This is a genomic window from Hymenobacter metallicola (assembly GCF_004745645.1).
GTDB classification, from domain to species: Bacteria; Bacteroidota; Bacteroidia; order Cytophagales; family Hymenobacteraceae; genus Hymenobacter; species Hymenobacter metallicola.
In genome coordinates this window covers 2161478-2180557 of record NZ_SRMB01000001.1, presented here as the reverse complement: position 1 = coordinate 2180557, position 19080 = coordinate 2161478, and the positions used below count along the sequence as shown (strand labels likewise).

At 59.3% G+C, this 19080-nt stretch carries 17 protein-coding genes; 8 read left to right on the top strand and 9 right to left on the bottom strand.

What is annotated here, in order from left to right; all coding sequences use genetic code 11:
- Positions 1–45 precede the first annotated feature (45 nt).
- Both E5K02_RS09185 and E5K02_RS09180 read right to left on the bottom strand, forming a co-directional pair.
- Positions 46–852, bottom strand: a complete 807-nt coding sequence (locus tag E5K02_RS09185) for a hypothetical protein (protein WP_135394225.1) — start codon at positions 850–852, stop codon at positions 46–48.
- Positions 853–978: 126 nt separating this feature from the next.
- Positions 979–3147 carry a S9 family peptidase gene (locus tag E5K02_RS09180; RefSeq protein WP_135394223.1) on the bottom strand — a complete coding sequence of 723 codons (2169 nt, stop codon included), beginning with the start codon at positions 3145–3147 and terminating at the stop codon, positions 979–981.
- A gap of 232 nt (positions 3148–3379) precedes the next feature.
- On the opposite strand from E5K02_RS09180, the gene E5K02_RS09175 reads away from it, so the two are divergent.
- Together E5K02_RS09175 and recR are read left to right on the top strand one after the other, a co-directional pair.
- Positions 3380–3661 (top strand): ATP-dependent Clp protease adaptor ClpS, encoded by a 282-nt coding sequence (locus E5K02_RS09175; protein WP_100334938.1) that lies wholly within the window; start codon positions 3380–3382, stop codon positions 3659–3661.
- A gap of 92 nt (positions 3662–3753) precedes the next feature.
- Positions 3754–4365, top strand: coding sequence for a recombination mediator RecR (gene recR, locus E5K02_RS09170; RefSeq protein WP_135394221.1), 612 nt, complete (start codon positions 3754–3756; stop codon positions 4363–4365).
- A gap of 9 nt (positions 4366–4374) precedes the next feature.
- Here recR and E5K02_RS09165 read toward each other — a convergent pair whose 3' ends face one another.
- The 3 genes from E5K02_RS09165 to E5K02_RS09155 all read right to left on the bottom strand — a co-directional run bounded on the left by E5K02_RS09165 (position 4375) and on the right by E5K02_RS09155 (position 6996).
- On the bottom strand, positions 4375–5343 hold the full coding sequence (locus E5K02_RS09165) for a sporulation-delaying protein SdpB family protein (protein ID WP_135394219.1): 969 nt from the start codon (positions 5341–5343) through the stop codon (positions 4375–4377).
- Positions 5344–5351: 8 nt separating this feature from the next.
- The gene (locus E5K02_RS09160; RefSeq protein WP_135394217.1) at positions 5352–5897 is read right to left on the bottom strand and encodes an SdpA family antimicrobial peptide system protein; all 546 of its coding nucleotides are present in this window, start codon (positions 5895–5897) and stop codon (positions 5352–5354) included.
- 322 nt (positions 5898–6219) lie between these two features.
- Positions 6220–6996 carry a hypothetical protein gene (locus E5K02_RS09155; RefSeq protein ID WP_135394215.1) on the bottom strand — a complete coding sequence of 259 codons (777 nt, stop codon included), beginning with the start codon at positions 6994–6996 and terminating at the stop codon, positions 6220–6222.
- Positions 6997–7184: 188 nt separating this feature from the next.
- On the opposite strand from E5K02_RS09155, the gene E5K02_RS09150 reads away from it, so the two are divergent.
- From E5K02_RS09150 to E5K02_RS09140, 3 genes are all read left to right on the top strand, one after another.
- On the top strand, positions 7185–9155 hold the full coding sequence (locus E5K02_RS09150; protein ID WP_135394213.1) for a glycosyltransferase: 1971 nt from the start codon (positions 7185–7187) through the stop codon (positions 9153–9155).
- 234 nt (positions 9156–9389) lie between these two features.
- On the top strand, positions 9390–10613 hold the full coding sequence (locus tag E5K02_RS09145; RefSeq protein ID WP_135394211.1) for a pyridoxal phosphate-dependent aminotransferase: 1224 nt from the start codon (positions 9390–9392) through the stop codon (positions 10611–10613).
- 224 nt (positions 10614–10837) lie between these two features.
- A complete protein-coding gene (locus E5K02_RS09140) occupies positions 10838–11854 on the top strand; it encodes a bifunctional heptose 7-phosphate kinase/heptose 1-phosphate adenyltransferase (protein WP_135394209.1) in 1017 nt (338 codons plus the stop codon).
- Positions 11855–12211: 357 nt separating this feature from the next.
- Here the strand turns inward: E5K02_RS09140 and hemE are convergent, their stop codons facing one another.
- From hemE to E5K02_RS09125, 3 genes are all read right to left on the bottom strand, one after another.
- On the bottom strand, positions 12212–13261 hold the full coding sequence (hemE, locus tag E5K02_RS09135) for a uroporphyrinogen decarboxylase (RefSeq protein WP_135394207.1): 1050 nt from the start codon (positions 13259–13261) through the stop codon (positions 12212–12214).
- A gap of 232 nt (positions 13262–13493) precedes the next feature.
- Positions 13494–14549, bottom strand: coding sequence for a UDP-glucose--hexose-1-phosphate uridylyltransferase (locus tag E5K02_RS09130; RefSeq protein ID WP_135394205.1), 1056 nt, complete (start codon positions 14547–14549; stop codon positions 13494–13496).
- Between the two features lie 123 nt (positions 14550–14672).
- Positions 14673–15290 carry a MarC family protein gene (locus E5K02_RS09125; RefSeq protein WP_135394203.1) on the bottom strand — a complete coding sequence of 206 codons (618 nt, stop codon included), beginning with the start codon at positions 15288–15290 and terminating at the stop codon, positions 14673–14675.
- Positions 15291–15446: 156 nt separating this feature from the next.
- Between E5K02_RS09125 and purE the strand changes: the two genes are divergently transcribed.
- Both purE and E5K02_RS09115 read left to right on the top strand, forming a co-directional pair.
- The gene (purE, locus tag E5K02_RS09120) at positions 15447–15998 is read left to right on the top strand and encodes a 5-(carboxyamino)imidazole ribonucleotide mutase (protein ID WP_135394201.1); all 552 of its coding nucleotides are present in this window, start codon (positions 15447–15449) and stop codon (positions 15996–15998) included.
- A gap of 104 nt (positions 15999–16102) precedes the next feature.
- Positions 16103–17269 carry an endonuclease/exonuclease/phosphatase family protein gene (locus E5K02_RS09115; protein WP_206025931.1) on the top strand — a complete coding sequence of 389 codons (1167 nt, stop codon included), beginning with the start codon at positions 16103–16105 and terminating at the stop codon, positions 17267–17269.
- 11 nt (positions 17270–17280) lie between these two features.
- Here the strand turns inward: E5K02_RS09115 and E5K02_RS09110 are convergent, their stop codons facing one another.
- Entirely contained in the window at positions 17281–18426 is a 1146-nt protein-coding gene (locus E5K02_RS09110) for an FAD-dependent monooxygenase (RefSeq protein WP_135394199.1), read from the bottom strand.
- A gap of 206 nt (positions 18427–18632) precedes the next feature.
- Here E5K02_RS09110 and E5K02_RS09105 point away from each other — a divergent pair, with 206 nt between their 5' ends.
- Positions 18633–19052: a hypothetical protein gene (locus E5K02_RS09105; protein ID WP_135394197.1), complete on the top strand. Its 420-nt coding sequence runs from the start codon at positions 18633–18635 to the stop codon at positions 19050–19052.
- Positions 19053–19080 lie beyond the last annotated feature (28 nt).

The following is a 19080-nucleotide window of genomic DNA, read 5'->3' as shown; positions in this document are numbered from 1 at the left end:
ATTCCCGGCGCCGGGAATGGGCTTTTATACTTCAGGGTTGGCCGCTTAAAAGACGAAGCCCACGACCACCCGGGCTGAAAACAGCAGCGGATTCAGCTTGGGGCCTTCCACTTTTTGCTTGAAGTCGTCGACGTAGTAGTGGCCCGAGCCCAGCGGGGCCGTGTAGGTAGTGTGCAGGCCTACCACGCAGCGCTTGAGCACGGCCGCATCGAAGGGGTAAAACTCGTAGTGGGCCCCCAGGGCCAGGCCGCTGCTGCGGTAGTGCAGGGTGCGGGAGTAGGCCGGGCCCGCCAGCAGGCCGGTGGCGCTGCCCGTGCCGGAGGTGGCGTTTTTCTCCGTTAGGGTAATATCGGCCGAGCCGTAGGTGACCCCAATGGTGGGCGTAAAGCAGGCCGTACGCCGGTCATTGAGCCAGGCGTAGCCGATGTAGTTGGTGGCGTTAGACGAAAACAGCTCGGTTTGGCGGTCCGTGGTTTTTTTCTTGATATCGTACATCACGGCCTCCAGGCCGAGCACAAAGTGCTTGAAGCGGAAGCTGCCCCCGGCTCCGTAGCTGAATTGGCCGCCATCAACCTCGGGGTAGCCGGCCTGCTCCAGCATACCGTTCAGCCCGCCGTACTGCGCGGCCGCGTAGCCCGAGCTAAAGAAAAACTGCCCACTGAAATTCTTGAAAAGAGCTTGGTTGATGGCCACCGCTTTCAGGTAATCCACCGAATCAATCGTCAGGGGAGGAGCTGGGGCTTCTATACTGAGGCGAATGGTGGTGGCCGTGTCGGGGCGTTGGGTCTGGCTCAGGGCCGTGCGTCCCAGCAACAGCAGCAGTAGAAACAAGGCAGCAGAAAAAAGCTTCATAAAGCGCAAAAGTGGGGTAGGCATAGAACGCAGCAGGTCGGGCCACTCCAGGAAACAGCCCGCTACGAAGCTATTTAAAAACCTGGTTCAACCCGACCGGCCCGAAAAACTTATCAGCACACTGCCCTACAAATGCTCGTCGAAGTACTGGGTGATTTTGGTGTAGAGGTGCACCCGGTCTTTGCCGCCCACGTTGTGCGGGTGGCCGGGGTAAACAAAGTAGTCGAGCTGGATGCCCTTATCAACGGCCGTTTTCAGATAGTCGAGACTGTGCTGCCACACCACTACATCGTCGACGGTGCCGTGGATGAGCAGCAAGCGGCCCTGCAGCTTATCCACATAGTTCAGCAGGTTGGCTTTGGCGTAGCCCTCAGGGTTTTCCTGGGGCGTATCCATGTAGCGTTCCGTGTACATGACCTCGTACAGGCGCCAGTCGATAACCGGGCCGCCGCCCACGCCTACTTTGAACGTGCCGGGGCTGCGGGTCATCATCGTGGTGGTCATGAAGCCGCCGAAGCTCCAGCCGTGCACGCCCAGGCGGGTTTGGTCCACGTAGGGCAGGCTCCGGAGGTATTCTACGCCCTGCAACTGGTCGGCCATTTCGGCGGTGCCCAGCTGGCGGAAAGTGGCTTGTTCAAACGCCTGGCCGCGGTTGCCCGAGCCCCGCGAATCGATGGTAAAGACCACGTAGCCTTTCTGGGCCATGAGCTGCATCCAGAGGTTAGCGCCGCCCAGCCAGCTATTGGTCACCAGCTGCACGTGCGGGCCACCGTAGAGGTAGACCACGGTCGGGTATTTCTTGGCCGGGTCGAAGCCCGGTGGGGTTATCAAACGGGCATTCAGCGGGGTTTGCCCGTCGGCGGCGCGCACCGTTACCAGCTGGGTTTGGCCCAGCGCGTAGCTTTCCACCGGGTTGGGCGCCTTGAGTAGGGTTTGCTTCACGCGTCCGTCGGCCACGCTCAGGGTCTGAATCAGGCGCGGCGTCGTGCTGCTGCTGAAGTTGTCGAGCACGTAGCGGCCCGAGGGGCTGAGCGTACCGCTGTGGGTGCCGGCCGGTTGGGAAATGCGCCGGAGCTTGCCGTTGCTGAGGTTGGCCGCTTGTACTTGGCGTTCCAAGCCGTTGTTGGCCGTAGCCATAAAAACTACTTCCTTGTTCTTCGCTCCAAAGCCCAGCGCGTCGGTTACCACGAAATTGCCCTTGGTAAGCTGGCGCAGCAGCTTGCCGCTGGTGGAATAGAGGTAGAGGTGGTTGTAGCCGTCGCGCTGGCTCTGCCAGATAAACTGGTCAGCCTTGCCGGGTACAAACAACAGCGGGTGCTGGGGCTCCACGTACTTGTTGTCTTTTTCCTCAAACAGGGTCTTGACGAAGCCACCCGAAGCCGCGTCGTACTGGTTGAGCCGCATATGGTTCTGCTCCCGGTTGAGCACGGCCACGTATACAAACTTCTCGTCGGGGCTCCAGCTGAGGTTGGTCAGGTACTGCTCCCGGGGCTCTCCGGTTTGCAGAAACACGGTTTTGCGCGTGTTCACATCGTACACGCCCACCGTTACCTCGTGACTTTTGTCGCCGGCCATGGGATATTTGATGGGCGTGGCCTTAGCTGGCACGGGCAGCACGGTTACGAGCGGGTAGTCAGTTACCATGCTCTGGTCCATGCGGTAGAAAGCCAGCTTCTGGCCCTGCGGGCTCCAGAACGTACCTTTCGTGATACCGAACTCCGAGCGGTGGGCCGCCTGCCCGTTCACGATGGCCGGGTTAGTTTCCTGGGTTACGGCCTCGTTTTCGCGGCCCGCCAGGGAAATGTACAGGTTCTGGGCCTTGGTATACGCGACGCGGGTTTTGGTGGGGTCCAGCTCCGCGTTTTCGGCGGCCGGGTCGTAGCCCAGCACCCGGCTGGCCTGGCCCGACTGCGTGTCGTAGCGAAATACCTGGTTTTTCTGGGTCACTAGCAGCGTGCCGGCCGCTAGCCACTGCACGGTTGGGAAAGCCTTGAACTCTTCGGCGCCGGCGGTTTGTAGCGCCGCGTTGAGTTGGGGGAGGGCTACTCCAGTCGTAGCCTGGCCCGTGCTGGCCGCGCCGCGCACCAGCTCGTCTTGCCCGCTGGTGGTGCGTACGTAGCTGAATTCGTCGTCAGAGCCCGGAATCCAGGTAAGCTGCCGCAGGTTCTGGGGTTGCAGGCTACGGTTGAGGAAGGCGTCTTCCATAGTGAGCCGCTGCTGCTGGGCGCGGGCCGGCAGCTGCAGCAGTAGCGCCAACCCCAGCAGCAGGGTCAGGCGCGACGGTAGGTGGAGCATAACAAGGGGATTGGGAGGAGGGTTGAAAGCTGGAAATTACGGCGGATTTGCGAACAACCCCGCACCCGCGCTGCCGTCAGCTTTCGGCCTTGCCGCAGCTGGCAGCCCTCATATAGAAACCCCAGAATATTGTACCCGCGCCTCGAAACGATTCTGGCTGTAAGTGGGTTATACTGAACTGAAGAAGCCTAGTAAAGGCGCTTTTTCACCCGTTTTTCCGTACTTTTGTGCCATGACTACCAAACCGCAAATCGACTACGACGAGGATGTACTGCTGCTGGAAGAAACCATCGACGTGCGCGACCTGATCGTGTACAACGATGACGTAAACACGTTCGAGCACGTTATCCGGACCCTGATCGACGTGTGCGGCCACGAGCCCGAGCAAGCCGAGCAGTGCACCCTCCTGATCCACCACAAAGGCCAGTGCACGGTGAAGCACGGGGCGTATGAGGAGCTGGCCGATATGTGCACCGCCATCCACGACCGGGGTATTTCTGCCGACGTACTCTGACCTTTTTGCTGCCAAAAAGTGTTGTCAGGCTAGGGGAGAGGAGTTGTTTTTCCCTGGCCTGACACTATTTTTTTATCGTCCTACCCGCACGAATGGAGTTTCCTTCCAAACTAATTGAAAACGCAGTTGGTGAGTTGGCAAAGCTGCCGGGCATTGGCCGCAAAACGGCCCTGCGCCTGACGCTGCACCTGCTCAAGGCCGAAACCGAAGCCACCAGCTCGCTGGCGGAGGCCCTGGCCAAGATGCGTTTTGAAATAACCTATTGTCAAACCTGTCATAATATCTCGGATACCGAGGAGTGCAGCATTTGCGCCAATAAGCTGCGCGACCATTCGCTGGTCTGCGTGGTGTCGGATATCCGCGACGTCATTGCCATCGAGAATACGGGCCAGTACCAGGGCGTGTACCACGTGCTGGGCGGCGTGATTTCGCCCATCGAAGGCATCGGCCCCAGTGACCTGCACATCGACTCTTTGCTGAAGCGGATTCCTGATTCCGAAATCAAGGAAATCATTTTGGCCATTAGTCCCACGATGGAAGGCGACACCACCGCGTTTTTTCTGTCGCGCAAGCTGCGGGAATTTCCCGAGGTCCACATCAGCACCATTGCCCGCGGTATTCCCATGGGTGGCGAGCTGGAGTACGCCGACGAAATTACCTTGGGCCGCTCCATTGTGGAGCGCACCCGGCAGGCCAAGGCCTAAGCCGATTTTCTAGGTGCCCACCGGCTCGAGGCGGCCGTATTCGGGGGGTGCGGCTAGCCCGCCGGCTTCCGGTTCTTGCTTATACCCGGCTTTGCGCTGACGCAGGGCCGGGTATGGCGTTTGTACGGGTATCAGGTAGAGCACCAGTCCGCCGCACATGGCCAGGAAAAAGCTGACCAGCCCAAAGATGAGGGCAATGCCCAGGTGAAAGCCCACCGCCAGCCAGAGCAGCTTTTTGCGGTTGGCAGGCGCCATAAACAGGGCCCCGAACAGCAGGATTTCAAATGCCATAGTGCCCCAGGTCAGGGAGGTTACGACGTAGGCATTGGTCAGGGAAGTGGCGAGCAGGCCGCGAATCCAGTCGGGGTAGCCAAACAGCGGGTCGTTGAAGAAGTAATACACGGCCGTCCCGTTCTTCCATTCGTCGAGCTTGTACATTTTCTCGATGCCCGCGTGGAAATACAACACGGCCATTTGCAGCGCAATCAGGGCCAGGGCGCCGCGGGCTATAAAGTTGGCGTACCGATTGGTCTGGGCGTGGGGCCGGTTTACCCAGTGGTTGTTGCGCCCGTCGAGCAAGGTCACCGGAATCAGCAGCATCGTGATGATAGAGCCGATCTGGTCGCCGCCTTCCACAATGCTGGCTGCCTGAAACAAGCTGTAGGTGACTAGCCAGTGCAACACGCCGGTGTAGCGCGGAAACACTCCGGAAATGACCAGGAGCAGCACACCAATACTCACCGCGTAAGCATAGTGCAGCTGTCCGAAGCCGAAGCAGAAAAAGATATTGAAGCTTTCCAGGGTAGCATTCAGGCTCATTTTGCCAAAGAGCTGCTCATCGAAGAGAATAGAGGGGCCGCTGAAACCCAAGGTTATTAGTGTGCCCAGCGCCAGCAGGCTTCGGCCCAGGCCGTATACCCAGGTAAAAGGATTGGTGGCCGCGTAGCTATCCAGGGCGCGTAAGGTGCTCGTATACATGGGGCGGGCTAGTTGATAGTTAGTTTCAGGTAGCGCTCAGGATTGGTGTAATGCTCGGGAAACTGCGCCCAGGCCCAGGGCACGATGGTGTAGGCTTTCACGAGGTAGGTGCCTTTGGTCAGCTGGGTATACTTTCCGGCGGAATATTTGAGTTGAACGCTCGGTATGGTGTCTAGCCGGAGCAGGTCGCGCAGGGTGTAGTGCTGGTACCGCTCCCAGTCCTTTTCCTGCACTTGGGCCATTAGCCGGCTGAATTCCAGATTGGTGCGGCGGCTGCGACGCGAAAAGCCAAATAGGTTGTCGGCATCCGAGTTGTGGTAGGTGGCCAGCGTCAGGCTCTTATCGGCCTCGAGCTTGTAAAGCACCTTTTTCTCGTCCCGGGGACTTTTAGTGAAAAAGCCCCAGCCTTCGGGCAGCAAGGCGCTAAACAGGTAGCGCTCCTGAAAGGAGGTATCCGTGGCATTGACGCTAACCGACGCCTGCACCGCCTTCGAAACCAACACAAAGCCCAGCAGCAGAACGGCGAAGTAAAAAGTAAGTCGTTTAAGTACCATATAGCGAAGACGTTAGGGTAAAATAGGAATAACTGAAACTGAGCCGGAATGCGGGTGGCAAAGGCAGTCAGTTTGGACTATAGCATCGGGCTTTGTCCTTATCTGATAGAAAGATAGCGCCCCCCTGCGGCCCTGAAATTCTGTTACACAAACGCCCTGTTTATCGAGATAAACAGGGCGTTTGGAAAGAATAGCGGCAGGCGGCCGCTTCTCCGGTGCTGGTGGTTCAGGAATCAGTTATTCTGGAGCAAGGCCGTCGTAGGGCGGCTGCAGCAGGGATGCCAGTCTGTTCCGGAATATCAAAACCGGGGCCGCAAATGCCTTACTGCAGGTTGAGGGCCAGCTGTTTGATCAGCATGTCTACTTCCAGCTGGCTGTCTGCATCTTTCTCCGTCAACTTTTCGAAGAAGGCGTGGGCATGCTCAGCCATGAATACGGACACGCTCTGGTAGGCCACATAGTCGCCGGAATGATAGACGAAGGCGAAGGAAAGCTCCGACTGAATCTGCTGGGGCAGTACTTCCTCGCCCGCCGCCGTCAGGGCCTGCTGCGCGTCCTGGATATAGCGCTGAATATCCTGCTCCTGCTGGAAGTCGTAGCGGCTCATGTCCAACTTTTGCAGCACCTGTTTCCGCCGCTGATACACCTGCTTTTGGGTGGGCGAAGTCAGCGAGTTGAGGGTAATAGCCTCGTTGAGAGTACTGCCCTGCTTTATAACCTGGCGGATCTGTTGAAAATCCTGCGACTGAATGGCCTGTTTCAGCTTGGCGAAATACGTTGGGTCCAGGCTTCGGGCGGCCTGGACCATGGCGTCGATGTTGCGCTGGCGCACGGCGGTCATTTCGGGGTGCTGGGCCTCCGTTTTGCGGATAGTCGCCCGGTACGAATCGAAAGCCGGAATTTTGGCTGCCACCTCACCCTCAAAAAAGAAGATACCCCGGTAGAGCTCTTCGCCGGTGTAGTCTTCTGCTTTGGTGGTGGCAACGGCGGTTTCCGGGACGGTTAGTTCGTCCTTGGCACAGCTGCTCAAGAGGGCTGCGCCGCCCAGCAGCAGGCCGAACACGGCCGGCACGGCCGAGGGTTTGTGAGAGTTGGTCATAATGAAAGTAGGGTAAGAATAGAGGTGTAAACAATACAGTAAGCTGTAAAGAAAGCCGGCTGATACGGCCCCTCCAATGCCCGGAAAGCCCGCCGGTACATACAGGGTGAATACCTCGACCAACCAGGGAAACATCGGTATGTACCATTGAATGCCTATCTTTCGACCTCTTTTTGCCGCCCTATTCTGTGAAGCTTTCCGTCGTTATCGTCAATTACAACGTCTGCTATTTCCTGGAGCAGGCGCTGTTGTCGGTGCGGCGGGCCGTCGATAAGCTCGGGGCCCCGGCCGAGGTCTTCGTGGTCGACAACAATTCGGTGGATGGGTCGGTGGCCATGGTGCGGGCCCGTTTTCCGGAAGTTATCCTGATTGAGAACAAGGACAATCCGGGTTTCAGCAAAGCCAACAACCAAGCCCTTCGCGTGGCCACGGGCCAGTACGTGCTCCTGCTCAATCCCGACACGGTGGTGGAGGAAGATACCTTCCGGGCCTGCTGCGACTTTATGGACCAGCACCCCGATGCGGGCGGGCTGGGCGTAAAAATGCTCGACGGGCAGGGTAAGTTTCTGCCCGAAAGCAAGCGGGGCCTGCCCACGCCGGCCGTGGCCTTCTACAAGATTTTTGGCCTGGCCAGCCTGTTTCCCAAGTCGCGCACGTTTGGGCGCTACCACCTCGGGTATCTCGACAAAGACCAGACCCACGAAATCGAGGTGCTCAGCGGGGCCTTTATGCTCATGCGCCAGGCGGCCCTGGCCCAGGTGGGCCTGCTCGATGAGGACTACTTCATGTACGGCGAGGATATCGACCTCTCGTACCGCCTGACCCAGGGCGGCTGGAAAAACTATTACTTCCCCGGCACCCGCATTATTCACTACAAGGGCGAAAGTACCAAGCGCACCAGCGTCAACTACGTGTTTGTGTTTTACCGGGCTATGGTCATTTTTGCCCGCAAGCATTTCGCGCCCCAGCGCGCCGGCACGTTTTCGTTGCTCATCAACCTGGCTATCTGGCTGCGGGCGGGTATGGCCGTGGGCCAGCGCCTACTCCTGCAGGCGGCGCCCGTGCTGCTCGATGCTGCGTTGATTTACGGGGGCATGTACTTTCTGAAATCCTACTGGGAGCAGAACCATAAGTACGTGCGCACCGACTACCCGCCCGAATTTATGCTGGCGGCCGTGCCGGCCTACATCGTGGTGTGGCTGACCTCGGCCTACTTCAGCGGGGCCTACGACCAGCCCACCAAAACCGGCCGCATCGTGCGGGGTATTTTCCTGGGCACGGTGCTGATTTCGGCCGTTTCCAACTTCCTGGATGCCTACCGCTTTTCCAAGGCCCTCATCATTCTGGGCGGGGCCTGGAGCATTGCGGCCCTGGTGGGGCGGCGGCTGGCCCTGCACTTCTGGCGCTACCGCGACCTGCGCCTCAACGAGCGGCGGCAGAAGAATGTGGCCATTGTGGGCTCGGCCACCGAAAGCCGGCGGGTGCGGCAGCTGCTGGAAACAGCGGCGGTGCAGGCCCGCATTATCGGCTACGTCACGCCCGCGGCCGCCGAAGCCGAAACCAGTATCGACGAGCCCCTGGGGGAAGTGCGGCAGCTCGACGACATTATCCGCATCTACGCCCTGGATGAGCTGATCTTCTGTGGTAAGGACTTGTCGGCCAGCCAGATTATTGCCCTCATGGTGGAGCTGCCCCAGGACCCGCCCGTGGCCTACAAGATTTTGCCCGAGGACAGTGAGTACATCATCGGCAGCTCGTCCAAAGATGCCCCCGGCGACTACTATGCCCTCGATATTGCCCTGAACCTGTACCGGCCCCAGCAGGCCCGCAACAAGCGCCTGCTCGATGTGCTGCTGAGTGTGCTGCTGCTGCTGGGCTCCCCACTGGTGGTGTGGCTTCAAAAAGACAAAACGGGTTTTCTGCGCAACTGCCTGCGGGTGCTCGGCGGCTCCCGTACCTGGGTGGGCCTGCGCCACGCCGCGCCGCCGCGCCGCTCGGCCCGGGCTATTCTCTCGCCCGCCGACGCCGTGCGGGCCGATGCGGCCCTGACCGAGGCCACCCGCCGCCGTCTGGAGCTGCTCTACGCCAAAGATTACGAGCCCTCCACCGACCTGAGTATCCTGCTGCACTGCCTGCGCGAGCTGGGTCGGCAGGGGTAGGGGCTCCTGGCGCCCAGGGGAAGTTTGCCTTGGGCAGTACAAACAATTCTGAGCAAACAATTTAAATTGTTTGCTCAGAATTGTTTGGGGGTTTCGCCTCCCCGCTTTCCTGGGAAAACTTCGCGGTTCCGGTTCCCGTTTTGCCAGTGCCCTCGTCACGGGGTGTTTCGTTCTGGAGCCGCCAATCCGTGGGTAAGTCGTACTTTTGTACATCCCACCCCCAACCTGTTTTGTATGTCTACTACTGACGCCGTGCTTGCTTCTTCTGTCTTGTCTGACCGCATCAGCGCTCTGCAGGAGTCCCAAACGATTGCCATGGCCAAAAAAGCCCGGGAGCTGATGGCCCAGGGCATCGACGTGATTAACCTAAGCTTTGGTGAGCCGGATTTTCAAACGCCGGAATACATCCGTGAGGCCGCCAAAAAGGCCATGGACGACGGCTATACCAAGTATATGCCCGTGCCTGGCTACGTTGATCTGCGCACGGCCATTGCCGACAAGCTCCGGCGCGAAAACAACCTGGACTATCAGTGCGAGAACATTGTGGTGAGCACCGGCGCCAAGCAGGCCTTGGCCAACGCGGTGCTGAGCCTGGTCAATCCCGGCGACGAGGTCATCGTGTTTGCCCCGTATTGGGTAAGCTACGAGGAAATGGTGCGCCTGGCCGAGGGCGTAAGCGTAACCCTGCTCGGTACCCTGGAAAACGATTATAAAGTAACGGCTGCCCAGTTGGAAGAAGCCATTACGCCCCGTACCAAGCTCATCATGTACTCGTCGCCTTGCAACCCGACGGGCTCGGTGTTCACGCGGGAGGAGTTGGCTGGCATTGCCGAAGTAGTGGCCCGCTACCCCCAGATTCACGTCATTGCCGACGAAATTTACGAGTACATCAACTTCGTGGGCGAGCATGTGAGCCTGGCCCAGTTTGCCGACATCAAGGACCGCGTCATCACCGTCAATGGCTTTTCGAAGGGCTATGCCATGACGGGCTGGCGCGTGGGCTACCTAGCCGCCACCAAGCAGATTGCGGCGGCTTGCGAGAAAATGCAAAGCCAGATCACCTCCGGTACCTGCTCGGTAGCCCAGCGGGCGGCCCTGGCGGCTCTGGAAGGTGGCCGCTCGTCGGCCGATGAAATGGTGGCTGCCTACCGCCGCCGCCGCGACCTAGTGCTGGAGCAGGTAAAGGAAATTTCGGGCTTCAAGACGCCCACGCCCAGCGGGGCCTTCTATATTTTTCCCGATGTCAGCGCCTATTTCGGCCGCACCACGCCCGAGGGCAGCGTTATCAACAATGCTACCGACCTGGCTCTGTACATGCTCAACGACGGCCACGTAGCCGCCGTTACCGGCGAAGCCTTCGGGGCGCCTAACTGCATCCGTTTCAGCACCGCCGCCGCCGATGAGAAGCTGCAGGAAGCGTTCCGCCGCCTGAAAGTAAGCCTGGACAAGCTAGCCTAACCTCCGAATTTCCTATAAGAAAATTCCTGTCATCCTGAACGCAGTGAAGGACCTTATTCCGCTGGAACGAGTCGTTGCATCGACGGTCGTTCCGCCGTGATAAGGTCCTTCACCGCGTTCAGGATGACAGGCGTGTTTACAGCGCATCGAATCTCCTTCTACACTTCCCCCAACCCATTCCGCCGCGCCTGTTTACCTTTGCGGCTTCCCTTTGAAACGCCCTGATGTCGACTGCCGCTTCGCTTGCCACACTACCCGCCGTATTTGATGCCTTCAACCGCCTGACCGTGCTCATCGTGGGCGACGTGATGATGGATGCCTACGTGTGGGGCAAGGCCAGCCGCTTGTCGCCCGAGGCGCCGGTGCCGGTCGTGAATGTGAGCCGCACCGAGCAGCGCCTGGGTGGAGCCGCTAACGTAGCCCTGAACGTGCAGGCCCTGGGGGCCACGCCGCTGCTGTGCGCCGTCATTGGCGAAGACACGGGCGGCGACCAACTGCTGGAGCTGCTGCGCGACAACGACCTCTCGGCCGAAGGCCTCGTGCGTAGCGCATTTCGCCCTACTACCGTGAAGCAGCGCATTCTGGCGGCGGGCCAGCACCTGCTGCGCATCGATTCGGAAGTGGAAACCGACCTCAATACGGAGGAAGCCCAGGGCCTGCAGGCCCGCTACGAAGCTCTGATTGACCGCGCCGACGTCGTTATTTTTGAGGATTACGACAAGGGCGTACTCAATGCCGGCAGCATTGCGCACTTCATTGCACTGGCCCGGCAAAAAGGCATTCCCACCGTCGTCGACCCCAAGAAGAAGAACTTTCTGGCCTATCAGCACTGCACCCTGTTCAAGCCCAACCTGAAAGAGCTGCGCGAGGGCCTCAAGCTCGAATTCGGCGACACCGACGCGGACCGCCCCGACTTTGAAGCGGCCGTGGCCCGGCTGCGGGAGTTGCTGCGGCCGGAAACCGTGCTGGTAACGCTTTCGGAGCGGGGCGTCTTCAGCGAATCGCAGCAGAGTGGTCGCAGCTACATTCCGGCCCACCTGCGCATGATTTCCGACGTATCCGGCGCCGGCGACACGGTCATCAGCATTGCTGCCCTCTGCGTGGCCCTGGGCCTGGAGCCCCCCGTGATGGCCGCCCTGGCTAACCTCGGCGGCGGCTTGGTGTGTGAGCAAGTTGGTGTAGTGCCCATCGAAAAGCAGCGCCTGTTGGAAGAAGCCCAGGCCGCTAACGTGCTAGGGTGAGAACGGTGCCGCTGTGCTACTGCTCAGCGTGTCCTTGCGCGCAGCGAAGCCATCCGTCCTCCGGGAATGACAAACATTCTTTTACCAGAAAGCCCTTTCTCGTTTCGCACGGGAAAGGGCTTTTCGTTGCCTGGTGTGGAGACGCATACATGTGTCTCAGTCGTTGCCGATACTGTCTGAAGCGGTGCAGCTCTTGGGATTCAGGAAGAGGCGCGAAAACGCATTGCTACGGAGCTGAAAAGATGTAACGCGTGCTCAGATAATAGGGCTTTCCGGTGAAAGGCCATGACTACCTTCGCAGAGGACGGATGGCTTCGCTGCGCGCAGGGCAGGCCGTATCATTACCCAGATAGAAATTTAAATAGCTCCTTCCCGGGCCAGGGTGCTGAACTCCTTCACGGTGTTTACAAAGACGCGCACGTTATCGGGGTCGGTGTCGGGATAAACGCCGTGGCCTAGGTTGGCAATGTGGCGGTGGGGGCCGAAGCGGCGCAGCATCTCGATGGTAGCTGCCTGCACCTGCTCCCGGCTGCCGTACAGGGCGCAGGGGTCGAGGTTGCCTTGCAGGGTTTTGGCGTCGCCGATGGCGGCGCGCACTGCCCGCGGATCCTCGTTCCAGTCGAGGCCGATGGTGCGGCAGTTGAAGCGGGCGAAGTCGGACACGGCAAACCAGGCGCCCTTGGCAAACACCGTCACGGGCGTATCGGCGGGCATGGCGTCGCAGATTTCGGCAATGTAGCGGGCCGAGAATTCCTGGTAGTGGTCGGGGGGCAGAATGCCGGCCCAGGAGTCGAATACCTGCACCAGGTTGGCCCCGGCTTCTACCTGGGCCCGCAGGTAGGTAATGGTGGTGTCGGTGATTTTGCGCAGCAGCTCGTGGGCCAGCTGCGGATTGGTATAAAGCAGGCGGCGGGCCTTGGAAAAGGTCTTGGAGCCGTGGCCTTCCACCATGTAGGCCAGAATCGTCCAGGGGGCGCCGGCAAAGCCAATCAGGGGTACCCGCCCGTTGAGGGCCCGTTTGGTGACGCGAATGGCTTCGAGCACGTAGCCCAAGTGCTCTTCGGGGTCGGCTACACGCATGCGGGCCACATCCTGGGCCGTTTTGATGGTTTCGGGAAACAAGGGACCCCGGGCTTCTACCATCTCGTAGGTCAGGCCCATGGCCTCGGGCACGACCAGGATGTCGGAGAAAATAATGGCGGCGTCCACGTCCAGGGCGTCCACGGGCTGAATCGTGACTTCTGCGGCCAACTCCGGGGTTTCTACCAGCTCCTTAAAACCGCTCAGGCGGCCCCGCAGGGCACGGTATTCGGGCAGGATGCGGCCCGCTTGGCGCATAAGCCATACGGGAGTACGTTCGGTTTCTTCGCCACGGGCGGCGCGGAGCAGCAGGTCGTTTTTGAGCATAAGGTAGGGGCACTGGGCCTGAAATCGGGCGCAAGTTACGGCCTGCCGGGGAGCAATGCGCTGAATAGTGGTTTTTTCCGCTGTCCTGGCGAGGCTGAGGGCCGCAGCCATCCGCCCTGGAATGACCTGCACTGAAAAGCCCTAACGCCTGCTTGGGCGTTAGGGCTTTGGGGTAAAAAGGGCGGGTCGTGCTGCGCGCAGGGCCTCACGCTGCCGGCAAAGCCAGGGAAGGCTACTCCTTCGCCGCCTGCTTGTAGTGCACCGTGGGCAGGCTGCGCAGCCGGTCGGCGGCCCACTCCGGGGTAATATCGCGCTGGGGATTGGCCAGCATTTCATAGCCTACCATAAACTTGCGCACCGTGGCCGAGCGCAGCAGGGGCGGGTAGAAGTGCATGTGCAAGTGCCAGCTTGCGTGCGCCTGGCCGTCGGTGGGGCGCTGGTGAATACCGGCCGAGTACGGAAACGAAATCTGAAACAGGTTGTCGTAGCGGATGGTCAGGTCGCGCAGGGCCGTGGCAAAGCTGTCTTTTTCCTCGGCCGTCAGCTGCTCAATGGACGTGACGTGGCGGCGCGGCAGCAGCATGGTCTCGAAGGGCCACACGGCCCAGTAGGGCACCAGGGTCACAAAATGCTCGTTCTGGTACACCACGCGGGTTTGCTCCCGGAGCTCGAGCTCCAGGTAGGCAGCCAGCAGGCTACGCTTGTGCTCCTGCCAATAGGCGGCTTGCTGCACCGTTTCCTTGGCCGGATCGGCGGGTACGGTGCGCTGGGCCCAGATCTGCCCGTGGGGGTGGGGATTCGAGCAGCCCATCATGAAGCCCTTGTTCTCGAAGATCTGCACGTAGTTGATATCCGGCCGGGCGCCCAGCTCCTGGTATTGCTCTACCCACACATCCACCACCCGCCGAATAGCGGCCGGCTCCATTTCCGGCAGGGTCAGGTCGTGGCGGGGTGAAAAGCAGATAACGCGGGCTATACCCGACTCGGCCTCGGCCCGAAGCAGGCCGCCTACGTTCACGTCGCCGGGGGGTACATCGGTTTGCAGCGCGGCAAAGTCGTTGTCGAAAACAAAGGTGCTATCGTAGGGCGGGTTCACGGCGCCGTTGGCGCGGGTGTTGCCGGGGCAGAGGTAGCAAGTAGGGTCGTAGGCCGGGCGGGTTTCGGCCTCGGGCTCTTCCTGCTGACCCTGCCAGGGCCGCTTCGAGCGGTGCGGCGACACGAGAATCCATTCCCCGGTAAGCGGGTTGAAGCGGCGGTGGGAATGCTCGGTTGTATCAAAAACAGCCATGGCGGGAAATTAGGAGCAGCTAAAGAAAACGGGGAATAGTAGCTAGTACGGCATTTTGGGCCAGCAGGCTACCCGGTAGCACGCGGGCCACCGGTTTAACGAGGTCCGAATGGGTAGGGGTGCTTATTCCTGAAACAGGGCTTTGATGGCCGTCGCCAGAAAGTTGACACCGATGGCCAGGGTCAGAAAGCCCATAATACGGGCCAGGGCGGCCATACCCGGCCGGCCCAAAAACCGCGTCAGGCGCAGCGACGACATCAGGATAATGTAGCTGGCCACGGCTACCAGCACAAAGCCAAAGAAGATCAGGCCCATGTCGAGATAAGTAAGCTTTTCCGTGAACAAGCCGATGCACACGGCCATCGAGCCCGGCCCCGACAGCATGGGCATGGCCAGGGGCGTGAAGGAAATATCTTCCTTGTGCATACTCTCCTCCAGCGTGGCCTCCGATACTTTGGCCCGGTTGCCGCCGGGCGTCAGCAGGTCGAAGGCGGAGCGCATCAACAGAATGCCGCCGGCAATGCGCAGGTGGTGAATGTTGATACCGAAGAAGTTGAGCACGTACTGGCCCGCGAAAAAGGACACCGACAGGACGCCCACCATGTACATACAGGCCCGTAGCCCAATCTGGGCGCGGTGGCTGGGCGAGTCTTCCTCCGTCAGGGTGAGAAAGACCGGCATAGCCCCGAAGGGATTCACAACCGAAAACAAGGTAGTAAAGGTGGCGAGTAGGATTTCCATGTACCGTAGTGGGGAAGTGGAAGGCGGGTAAAGGTACGAGGGATTGAGTAGCAGCAAACAGGTTAAAAAGGTATGTTCGGAAAGCCAACCGTAGTCTTAGTGTCGCGTACAAGCGCTTATACGGCTCCCCACCCGCCTTTTTTTCATCCTATTTGCATGACTACTGCCTCTGCTGCGGGCCCGCCCGCCGACGACTACCGTGACACCCCACTGGTGGGCATCGTCATGGGTAGTCAGTCCGACCTCAAAATCATGGCTGCGGCGGCCGAAGTGCTGCGGCAGTTTGGTGTGCCCCACGAAATCACGCTGGTATCGCCCCACCGCACGCCGTATCGTCTCATCGAGTACGGTGAAACGGCTCGGAAGCGCGGTATGCGGGTCATAATAGCCGGTGGAGGCGGGGCCGCTCATTTGCCGGGCATGCTGGCCTCCTTCACCACGCTGCCTGTTATCGGAGTGCCTATCAACTCCTCGACTTCCATCCGGGGCCTGGATTCGGTGCTTTCCATGCTGCAAATGCCCGCGGGGGTACCCGTGGCTACGGTGGCCATCGATGGGGCCGCCAACGCCGCTGTGCTGGCCACGCAAATCCTGGCGCTTAGCAACGCCCGCCTGGCCGATGTATTGGAAAAGTACCGTACTTCGCTTAAAGACAAAGTGATGCGCACCATTGAGGAGCTTCGCAAAGGCGGCTTCAATGATGAGTAGCACGGTGGTTTTTGGACAACGCCAGGAAGGCAGGATGAAAGATGAAACCCTAACTTCGTTGTTTCAGCAAGTTATAACCTCCCACCTCCCAATATTCTTTGTAAGTGCCTGACCTCGATGCTCCCCTTTGGATGGTAATTGCCCACGGGCTGGTGCTGTTGCTGACAGTAGCATCCTTGGTAGCTACACTGCTGCCCTTGCTACGGGAAACGGCCTGGTGGATCCGCATCTTCGACTTTCCCCGCCTACAGATTGTAACGGTGGCCCTGCTGACCATGGCCGGAGCCCTGCTGCTGGGCTGGCACCGGCTGCCGGGCTATTGGGGCCTGGGCGCCCTCGGGGCCTTGGCCGCCGCCGTGGCCTACCAAGCGTTCCGGATTGTGCCCTACACTCCCGTTGCCAGCAAGCAGATAGCCGATAGTACCCGGGCCGACGGCAACCGGCACCTGAGCTTGGCCGTGATGAACGTGCTGCAGTATAACAAGCAGGGTGCCCGGGCCCTGGCCGTACTCCAGGAAATTGACCCCGACCTGATTATGGCCGTGGAGACGGATCAGTGGTGGTATGAGCAGCTCCGGCCCCTGGAAGCTACGCATCCCTACACCTGCCACGAGCCCCTGGATAACACCTACGGCCTGCTGTTTTTTTCGCGCCTGCCCCTGGAAAAGTGCGAAATAAAGTATTTGCTCGACGATGATGTGCCGTCCCTGCACGGGCAGGTACTGTTGCCCGACGGCCATACAAAAGTGCGTTTGTACGGGCTGCATCCCAAGCCTCCCGCACCGGCAGAGTCGAAAACCAGTACCAAACGCGACGCCGAGCTACTGCTCGTGGGCAAGGAAATCAGTGAGAAAGAAGCCCCGACTATTGTGTTCGGGGACATGAACGACGTGGCGTGGTCCCACACCTCCGAGTTGTTTCGGCGCATAAGCGGCCTGCTCGATCCACGCGTGGGCCGCGGCCTGCTGCCCACGTTCCACGCCGACTACATGCTGCTCCGTTGGCCCCTTGACCACGTATTTGTCTCCCCGGATTTTAAAGTGGATGACATTGAGCGGCTACCTTACGTGGGCTCCGACCATTTCCCTATCTATATCAAGCTTAGCTACGAGCCCCAGGACAAAGTTATGCAGGAGGAAAACTGCGAGCAGGCGGATATAGAGGATTACCAGGAAGCCGAAGAAAAGATACAGGAGGGCTTTGAAGAGGAAGAGGAAGAAGAGGAGCAGGAAGTTGCTGCGCCTACGCCCAAAAAGGAGTTGTCGACCTGAGGTATAGTTGGTTAGAGTTCGTAGAGCCAGGCCATTTGCCGCTGACTTACCGCCTGGGGAAGCAGGCGCATAAAAGTATTGCGTAGCGCAATCAGGGCAGGGTTTTCCAACTGGGCCAGCTTGCCTAGCTGCCAGGAGGTATTCACAATCCGTGTTGTGCGGGGTAGACGGCGCCGTTCAAAGGCTTGAAAAGCGGCTGGAATGTCGGTTGTCGCTACCAGGCAGCGGGCCAATACGGCCGCGTCTTCCACGGCCTGGCCTGCGCCTTGCCCCATGTTGGGAGTTGTAGCGTGGCCGGCGTCACCTAGCAGCAGGACGCGGCCGTAGGCTAAGTGAGGCAGGGGAGGCAGATCCAGGATATCATTCCACAACAGTTGAGCATCGGTGGTAAGAGCTAGCAGAGCCGGAATAGGAGCCGGAAAATCGGCGAATGTCTGCTGCAAATCGGTTGTACGGAAGGCCCTAAATATTGGGCTGTTCGGCTCTGCGCTGTTAAGACAAGCAAACCAGTAAACCTTGCCCTGGCCCACCGGTACATAGCCGATGCGCCGGCCGGCATTGCCCCAGATTTCTACTGAGCTACCCTCGGGCAGGTGCAGCGCCGAGGCGTCTACTACGGCCCGCCAGCAGGTATAGCCCGCGTAGCGCGGCTGCACCCGGGGCAGCAACTGGGTCCGGACTGGCGACTTCAACCCGTCGGCGGCAATAAGCGCATCAGCTTCTGCCTGACTCCCGTCGGCAAAGTAGGCCCGTACTCCCGAGTTCGTCGTCTGAAAGCTGGTAAACTGTGCGCCCAGGCGGACGGTACCGGTTGGCAGACCAACTAATAAGGCCCGCTGCAAAGCCGCCCGGTGGATGCCCAGATTATCGTAGCCTACTTTCTGCGAAAAAAAAGAAGGATCAGCTGTCTGTAGCTGGTTGCCTTGGTGGTCGCAGAGCGACAGCCGAGTAACCGGCGTGCCTTTGGCTTGTATTGCCGGTTGCAAACCTAGGTGGGCCAGGTAACGCATGGCATTGGCCCCGAGCACCACGCCTGCGCCTACTTCGCGCAGTTCCGGTGCTGCTTCACAGATGCGTACCTGGTGACCTTGCTGCAAGAGCGCATGAGCAGTGGTGAGGCCCCCTATGCCCGCACCTATAATAAGAAACGAAGCCATACAGCAGAAAAGAATAATAAGTACACTACTACGCAAGACAAACTCTAGAACAGGACCTTAGTATACGGCGTAGTATGATTTGTCGAGTAAAATGAGGTGTTCATCGAGATACAAAGTTAGTTCATAGTGTATCTTTATGCGTTGAGCTTCCGTAATAATTAGAGTCGGATTTCGCTTGGTGCTTTTTTGAATCCACTTATTGAATTATGGCTGAACAAACGGCCCCCCGGCTTTACTTTGAAAACCCAGTTGGTCGGCTTCTCGAACATCCCGATGGCTATGCCATCGTGGCGTACAATCCTGGTAAGCGGAGCTTGGGCGATATGCAAGCCTTCCTGACGCATGCAAGCCAATTGCTCCGCACCCGGGGGTGGCGCAAAATGCTGGGCGACCAGCAGTTGATGTCGCCCTACACAGAAGAAGAACGCACCTGGATCCAGGATTACTGGGTTACCCGTACTGCCCAAGGAGAAGAGATATATGGGGCCGTGATACTGCCGCAGGATGTCTTTGCACGCCTGTCGGTTAATCTCGTAATGAAAGAAGCTCACGCATCGGCCCTAACCTACCGGCTTTTCGACAATGAAAGAGATGCCAAAGCTTGGCTCGACCAAGTGACAGTTTAAGGGACGATTACCTACAATAAAAAAAGGC